Source organism: Paenibacillus chartarius (genome assembly GCF_042432825.1).
In the GTDB taxonomy this organism is placed as follows: Bacteria; Bacillota; Bacilli; order Paenibacillales; family NBRC-103111; genus Gordoniibacillus; species Gordoniibacillus chartarius.
On record NZ_JBHLWN010000120.1, the window covers coordinates 42,078 to 48,944 of the forward strand.

6 protein-coding genes, 2 tRNA genes and 1 riboswitch are annotated in these 6,867 nt (G+C 55.6%); of the genes, 3 read left to right on the forward strand and 5 right to left on the reverse strand.

The features are described 5' to 3' along the window. Positions 1-73: 73 nt before the first annotated feature. From prfA to ACFFK0_RS28920, 5 genes are all read right to left on the reverse strand, one after another. Positions 74-1,147, reverse strand: a complete 1,074-nt coding sequence (gene prfA, locus ACFFK0_RS28900) for a peptide chain release factor 1 (protein WP_377474582.1) — start codon at positions 1,145-1,147, stop codon at positions 74-76. 87 nt (positions 1,148-1,234) lie between these two features. Continuing rightward, entirely contained in the window at positions 1,235-2,335 is a 1,101-nt protein-coding gene (gene ychF / locus ACFFK0_RS28905) for a redox-regulated ATPase YchF (protein ID WP_377474584.1), read from the reverse strand. A gap of 115 nt (positions 2,336-2,450) precedes the next feature. Beyond that, complete coding sequence (locus tag ACFFK0_RS28910; protein ID WP_377474586.1) at positions 2,451-3,716, reverse strand: aminotransferase class V-fold PLP-dependent enzyme; 1,266 nt, start codon at positions 3,714-3,716, stop codon at positions 2,451-2,453. Positions 3,717-3,811: 95 nt separating this feature from the next. After that, positions 3,812-4,516: a flagellar brake protein gene (locus tag ACFFK0_RS28915; RefSeq protein WP_377474588.1), complete on the reverse strand. Its 705-nt coding sequence runs from the start codon at positions 4,514-4,516 to the stop codon at positions 3,812-3,814. Between the two features lie 140 nt (positions 4,517-4,656). Continuing rightward, positions 4,657-4,743, reverse strand: a riboswitch (cyclic di-GMP riboswitch). A 136-nt stretch (positions 4,744-4,879) separates the two neighbouring features. Next, a complete protein-coding gene (locus ACFFK0_RS28920) occupies positions 4,880-5,551 on the reverse strand; it encodes a glucosaminidase domain-containing protein (RefSeq protein ID WP_377474590.1) in 672 nt (223 codons plus the stop codon). A 231-nt stretch (positions 5,552-5,782) separates the two neighbouring features. On the opposite strand from ACFFK0_RS28920, the gene tadA reads away from it, so the two are divergent. The 3 genes from tadA to ACFFK0_RS28935 all read left to right on the forward strand — a co-directional run bounded on the left by tadA (position 5,783) and on the right by ACFFK0_RS28935 (position 6,790). After that, a complete protein-coding gene (gene tadA, locus ACFFK0_RS28925; RefSeq protein WP_377474592.1) occupies positions 5,783-6,265 on the forward strand; it encodes a tRNA adenosine(34) deaminase TadA in 483 nt (160 codons plus the stop codon). A 79-nt stretch (positions 6,266-6,344) separates the two neighbouring features. Then, positions 6,345-6,419: transfer RNA gene (locus ACFFK0_RS28930), tRNA-Arg, on the forward strand. Between the two features lie 297 nt (positions 6,420-6,716). Continuing rightward, positions 6,717-6,790: transfer RNA gene (locus tag ACFFK0_RS28935), tRNA-Pro, on the forward strand. Positions 6,791-6,867 lie beyond the last annotated feature (77 nt).

Here is a 6,867-nt window from a genome sequence, read left to right on the forward strand (position 1 = left end):
CTATCCGGAAGCCTATCAGCAGCCGTCACAAAACCAACTGCACCCAGCCCCTATAGCGCCACAAACGCCCAGCTTATACCTCTTCTTTGATATCCAGCGAATCCGTTTGCGCCGCTAGCGTCAACGCATTTACGATCTCGTCCATATCCCCGTTCAGCACCATGTCAAGCTTGTGCAGCGTAAGACCGATTCGGTGGTCCGTCACGCGGCTCTGCGGGAAGTTGTAAGTCCGGATCCGCTCGCTGCGATCGCCCGTACCGATCTTGTTCTTCCGCTCGCCGGCATACTTCGCTTCCTCTTCCTGCCGCTTCATGTCAAAGATGCGCGCCCGCAATACCTGCAGCGCCTTCACCTTGTTGTCGTTCTGGGATTTGCCGTCCTGACAGGTCGCCACAATGCCCGTAGGCACGTGCGTCACGCGCACAGCGGATTTCGTCGTGTTCACGGACTGTCCGCCCGCTCCGCTCGAGCAGAACGTATCGACGCGAATATCGCTGTCCTTAATCTCGATATCGAACTCTTCCATCTCCGGCATCACAACGACCGTCGACGTCGACGTATGAATGCGTCCGCCCGACTCCGTCACCGGCACCCGCTGCACGCGGTGCGCCCCGCTCTCGAACTTCAGCTTGCTGTAAGCGCCCTTGCCGTTCACCTGGAACACAATCTCCTTGAAGCCGCCGAGATCGTTCAAGTTCGCGTCGAGCACCTCCGTCCGCCAACCCTGCGCGTCCGCATATTTCGTATACATCCGGTACAGATCGCCCGCGAACAACGCCGCCTCGTCGCCGCCGGCCGCGCCGCGAATCTCGACGATTACGTTCTTGTCGTCGTTCGGGTCCTTCGGCATCATAAGGACGTGCAGCTTCGCTTCCAGCTCCTCTTTCCGCGTCGAGAGCTCCTCCAGCTCCATCTTGACCAGCTCTTTCATCTCGTCGTCGAGCTTCTCCTGCTGCATCTGCTTTGCCGCGTCATACTGCTCCAGTACCGTCTTATACTCCATATATGCATCGTACGCTTCTTGAAGGTCAGACTGCTCCTTCGAATATTCGCGCAGCCGTTTCGTATCGCTCGTGACGTCCGGATCGCAGAGCAGCTCGCTCAGCTTGTCGTACCGGTCGGCCAGAGCCTGCAATTGATCCAACATGTTCGGTTCACCTCTAATCGATAAATTCTGTTCCTACATCATATGAAAAACGCCGCGAGAAGTCCATATCCCCGGGCGTCCATAATCTTACACGTTAAAACGGAAATGCATGACGTCCCCGTCCTGCACTACGTATTCTTTGCCTTCCAGCCGCAGCTGGCCTCTTTCCTTCGCCGCGTTCATCGAACCGGCCGCGACGAGGTCTTCGTAAGCGACAACCTCCGCCCGGATAAAGCCGCGTTCGAAGTCGGAGTGAATAACACCTGCCGCTTGCGGCGCTTTCGTTCCTTGACGAATCGTCCAAGCGCGAACCTCCTGCACGCCCGCGGTAAAATACGTATACAAGCCAAGCAGCTTGTACGCCGCGCGAATCAGACGGTTCAGCCCCGATTCCTGCAGCCCCAGCTCCGCCAGGAACATCTCCTTGTCTTCGCCTTCCAGCTCGGCGATCTCCGACTCGACCTTGGCCGAGATCGGCACCACTTCCGCGCCTTCGGCGGCCGCGTACTCCTTCACCTTCTGTACGTACGGATTGTCGTCCGCAGATGCCACTTCGGCCTCGCTGACGTTCGCCGCGAACAGCACCGGCTTCATCGTGATCAGGTGCAGGTCGCGCACGAGCAGCCGCTCTTCGTCCGTCAGCTCGACGCTGCGCGCCGGCTGGTCGTTGTAAAGCGCCTCCTTGATGCGTTCCAGGCACTCGACCTCTTGGGCGTACTTCTTGTCTCCGCCCTTCATATTTTTACGGGAGCGTTCAATGCGCTTCTCCACCGTATCGACGTCCGCAAGGATAAGCTCCAGATTGATCGTCTGAATGTCGCCGAGCGGATCGACCTTGCCTGCCACGTGCGTAATATTCTCATCCTCGAAGCAGCGGACGACGTGAACGATCGCATCCACCTCGCGGATATGCGCCAGAAACTTGTTCCCCAGTCCTTCGCCCTTGCTTGCGCCGGCCACCAGACCCGCGATATCGACGAATTCGAATGCCGTCGGGACAATGCGCTCCGGTGTCACGATGTCCGCCAGCTTCTGCAGACGCTCGTCCGGCACTTCAACGACGCCGACGTTCGGATCAATCGTACAGAACGGGTAATTGGCCGATTCGGCCCCCGCTTGAGTAATCGCATTGAATAAGGTCGATTTACCGACGTTCGGCAATCCGACAATGCCTGCTTTTAACGCCATCTATAGACACGCTCCCAGCCCAATTAGCAATCTTGCTCTCTTCAACTACACAATTATATAGTATCTGAGCCGCAAAGTCACCCTTCGCTGTGATTCCGGCATCCGGAAGCGCTCCTCACCTCGCAAGCTCCCGCACCGCCTTCAGCCCAAGCTCCACTTCCTCCGGAGTATTATAAATACCCGGTGTGAAACGAGCGTAGCTCACCTGATACGGCGAAGACGTCGCAATGATCTTCTTCTCTTTGAGCCGGTTCACCGTTTGCTCGGTCGTATACCCCTGAACCTCGAACGCGACGATCCCCGAGGACAGCTCGCCCTGCATCGGCGTATGCACCGTAACACCGTTAATTTCCCGCAACCCTTCCTTAGCCTGCCGATGCAGCTCCGCCACTCTGCTGCGAATGCGGAGCTTTCCGATCGATTCCACCCAATCGAAAGCGTCTTTGAGCGCCCAGCGATGCTCGAGGGAATGAAAGCCCCCCGGGGTCATTTGCAGCCCGTCCATCTTCTCCGGCCTTGGCAATCCGAATGTCATCGCATCCATGACGTACGTAAAGCTCGGGATCGTCGGCCGCATCATCTGCCAAGCTTCCTCCGTAGCCGCGATCAGGCCGGTCCCGCGGGGACCGTACAGCCACTTGTGGCAGCCGGCGACAAACACATCGCAGCCAAGCTCGCCAAACTCCTCCGTTTCGATTCCGAAGCCGTGTACGCCGTCTACGACGACCCAGATACGCCGTTCCTCGTCCCGCTCCCGATTCATCGCCTTGACCGCACGGCAAATTTTCGCAATCGGAAGCTTGAGTCCCGTACTGGAATGCACCCAGGTTAACGCCAATATTTTCGTACGCTCCGTAATGGCTCCGGTAACCGATTCAACGATCAGCTCCTCAGTTAACCGGCTCAAGTCCTTGTACAATTCGACAAACCGGCGTTTTCCCCCCGCCCGCTCCGCTGCCAGCCGTATCGCTTCCAGATGACTGTAATGATCATGCTGGGTCGCGATGACCTCGTCACCCGGACCTAGCTTAAATCCATGGTAAACCAGTCCGAGCCCCATGGTCGTGCTGTCGGTTAGGGCTATCCGCCCAGGGTCGTCCACCCCCAAATACCGCGCCGCGGCAATCCGCACCGATTGCGAATACTGATTCTCGTGATCCAGCACGTATGAAACCGGATCGCTGTCCAGCTTGTCCCGATAACGAACAATAGCTTCCCTCACCGGCTTCGGGTGGGAAGCTATAAATTGTGACGCACCTAAATGTATGTAATCCGTAGATAGCTCGAATTGCCGACGAACCGTATCCCAGTTCCATGTTCCGTCGTGATCGTCCGACGCTTTCCTTGCTGCCCGCTCCTGAACTGGAGAAACGATTTCCATAACGATGTACCCTCCCAAGGCTGTTCCGCCACATGTCCTGACCTATTTTCCCTGGGCTGGGCTATCCTTATGCACCGCAATCGCTGCCGTTTCCGTTACGCTCGCGCCGCTTTGGCTTGAGCCTTCGCTTGATTCAGCGCTTCCCGCTTCTTGTTCTCTTCCTTTGTCCGGTAATATGTCTCCACCTGCTGCTTCAACACATACGCCCTCAGACTGTTCATCTGATCCGCGGACATATTCGTAAACTGCGCTCCGTAATAGTAGCCGTACTCCTTCTTTTCGCGGCGCACGATTTCCGCCTGGATCGGCACTGTACTGCTCAGCTTCATCTCCATCTCCAGCTGTGTCGCATTCGCCAGCTCAAAATGACCGAACATGGAGAACCCGATCCCGCTTATCGAGATGTTATTGATCGTCAGATTCACCGGCTCTTCCAGCTCGCGGCGCTCCTGCGACTTCGCTTCCGTAATCGCCTGAAGCAGGCCTTCCTCCGCCACTTCAATCCGCGGGTGCTCCCGGCGTTCCGCGAATTTATTATTATTTTCCGGCGGATTCAAGATAATGAGCGAACCGTTGGCCTTCGCCACGACATGCGACTCGAACACATGAATGCCCCCGGTGGAATAAATCGTAATCTTCACCTTGTCGCCAAGATTAAACGATTTCAGGTCGGACATTTCTACCTCGATGATATCGCCTTCGACATAGGTCAGCTGGCCTGTGGAGACGTAGTCCTTCTTCATGACGACCGTGTTGCTGTTCAATTTGATTCCGAACGGATTTGGCTTATTGCCCGACATAGTTTTCACGCTTCTTTGGATTGGTGGGGTTGGAACAGCTGACATTGGGTAACCACCTCTCTTCTTCAAAATAAAAACCCGGACCAGATCCTCTTGTTGAGGATCTGCCCGGTTACGAAGAAACGGCAGCTACGCCATACTTCGGTAACCAGGCGATCATGACTCGTTTGAGCTTTAGACCCTCGGCTTTGCGTCCTTACCTTTCGGTAAGTTTGCCATTATCGGTATTCATATTTCATTCGACAAGTTATTAGGCATCCTGAACTAGATTGTACTGTAAGTATACCTACTGCAAGTCACAAATTCAATCGATTCAAAGAAATTTTATAGTAATTTGATCCTATATAAAATGTGCATGCTGCGCTATTGACCGCCGCCTGTCAGCCTCCGCAGCACGGTGCCGAATTCAGCCCAGGTTAAGGGGGCATCCGGGTCGTGCGGCTGATTGATCAAGCCCTGCCGGGACAGCCATTGCATAGCCTCCTGCTTCCAATCCGTTACCGGCGCCGTCGGGGCCGAACCTGTCGAAATGGCTTGCATTTGTTCGCCGATCCGCAAAATATCTTGCCCATATGTCGTCCCCGGTACGGCCCACTTGCCGTTCAAATCCTCCCAGTTCGGTGCCGTCCCCCGCAGGCCCGCCGATTGCAAAATCGAGAACCGCGGATCGACGAGCGTCGTCCCCGCCGGAAGCGGCGCCGCCGTCGCGTACCCGTACAGGTGCTGAATTTGAGCCTCGATACCTAGCTCCGGAGTCGGGAAGGAGGCCCCCGCTTCCGTACGCGACGTACTTCCCAAGCCGGCAAAATTGTTCTGCGACGCGTTCACCGAACCGCCGAACCGCCAATAATTCGTTTCCAAAATCGATTGTGCGAAGGCGAGGTCCCCGCGCACATGGTATCTGCGCCCAATGGATAAATACAATTCTGCATAATCAGGAGCTGATGGGTTCACACTGCGAACATATTGGCGCATTTGATCGGCGGTCATGGTAGGTGCGCCAAGGATCGGCGTCCCGCTGCCAACATATGCCATAGCATTTTCCCCCTCATGTTGAGTTAGAGTTATCCCCTGCTAGTTTATGCACAGCCTTCGGAATCCGTACGGGCAGCTGCCCAGCCCAGCTGAAAGCTTGCGCAGCCGCGGCTCTTCCCCTATGATTAGTGGAAGATTATACCCTGTTGATAACGATTATCCACAAGGTTGTCCACAACATGTTAACAACGAATGCTTGTTCGTGGATTATCCACATGGGGATAAATCAGGATGAGGAGTTGTCCACACGTGGAGAACGAGAACCACGAGTTTTGGATGAGAGAGGCGATCGCCGAAGCCCGCAAAGCCGAAGCGCTGCGCGAAGTACCTATCGGAGCTGTCATCGTGAAGAATGGAGCGATTATCGGGAGAGGCCATAACCTCCGGGAAACCTCCAAGGATCCTACGCTGCATGCGGAAATGATAGCGATCCGCGAAGCCAGCGAGCGGCTGGATGCCTGGAGATTGCTCGACTGTACGCTGTACGTCACGCTCGAGCCGTGCCCGATGTGCGCCGGGGCCATCGTCCAATCGCGTCTGCCGCGGGTCGTATTCGCTTCCCCCGATCCGAAGGCGGGATGCGCCGGCACGCTGATGAATTTGCTGGAGGAATCCCGGTTTAACCATCGGGCGGAAGTCATCGGCGGGGTGCTTCAAGAGGAGTGCTCGGCGATGCTGTCAGGGTTCTTTCGAGCGCTGCGGGGCAAAGTCTGAAGGTGCGGGGCCTTACCCTCGACAACCGGCTTTGCTCTATTGCATCAGCGCTTGAATCGTGCTATATTATTTTTGCTATGCGCCCGTAGCTCAGCAGGATAGAGCGACAGTTTCCTAAACTGTGCGTCCCGGGTTCGAGTCCCGGCGTGGCGCGCGTTCCCCACAAAGCTTTGTGTCGTGAACTGTAGACATGAACTCGGACTGTTGGCTTGGAATGACAATGACAATGACAATGACAGCCCTCTCGCAGATTGGATCATGCGGGAGGGCTTTTTGTATGCGAATCGATCCACGCAATGGGCAAGCCCTTAACCCCGGTTTACGGTTTGCTATGATATTGTAGTAGAGGCCGGCATTCTCGGATCCCGGCGTTTATCGCCTATTTTACAGACTTGCCGAGCGAATAAAATCGCGCTATAATATCCATTGTCTTCACAATAACGTTTACTTCCGAGACGTGGCTCAGCTTGGTAGAGCGCTTGGTTCGGGACCAAGAGGTCGCAGGTTCGAATCCTGTCGTCTCGATATTGATTTACTTAGGATGGAGCTGTCCCAAAAGCAGCTTTTGGAACACCCTCAGCAAGAAAATAAGTAGATTTTCG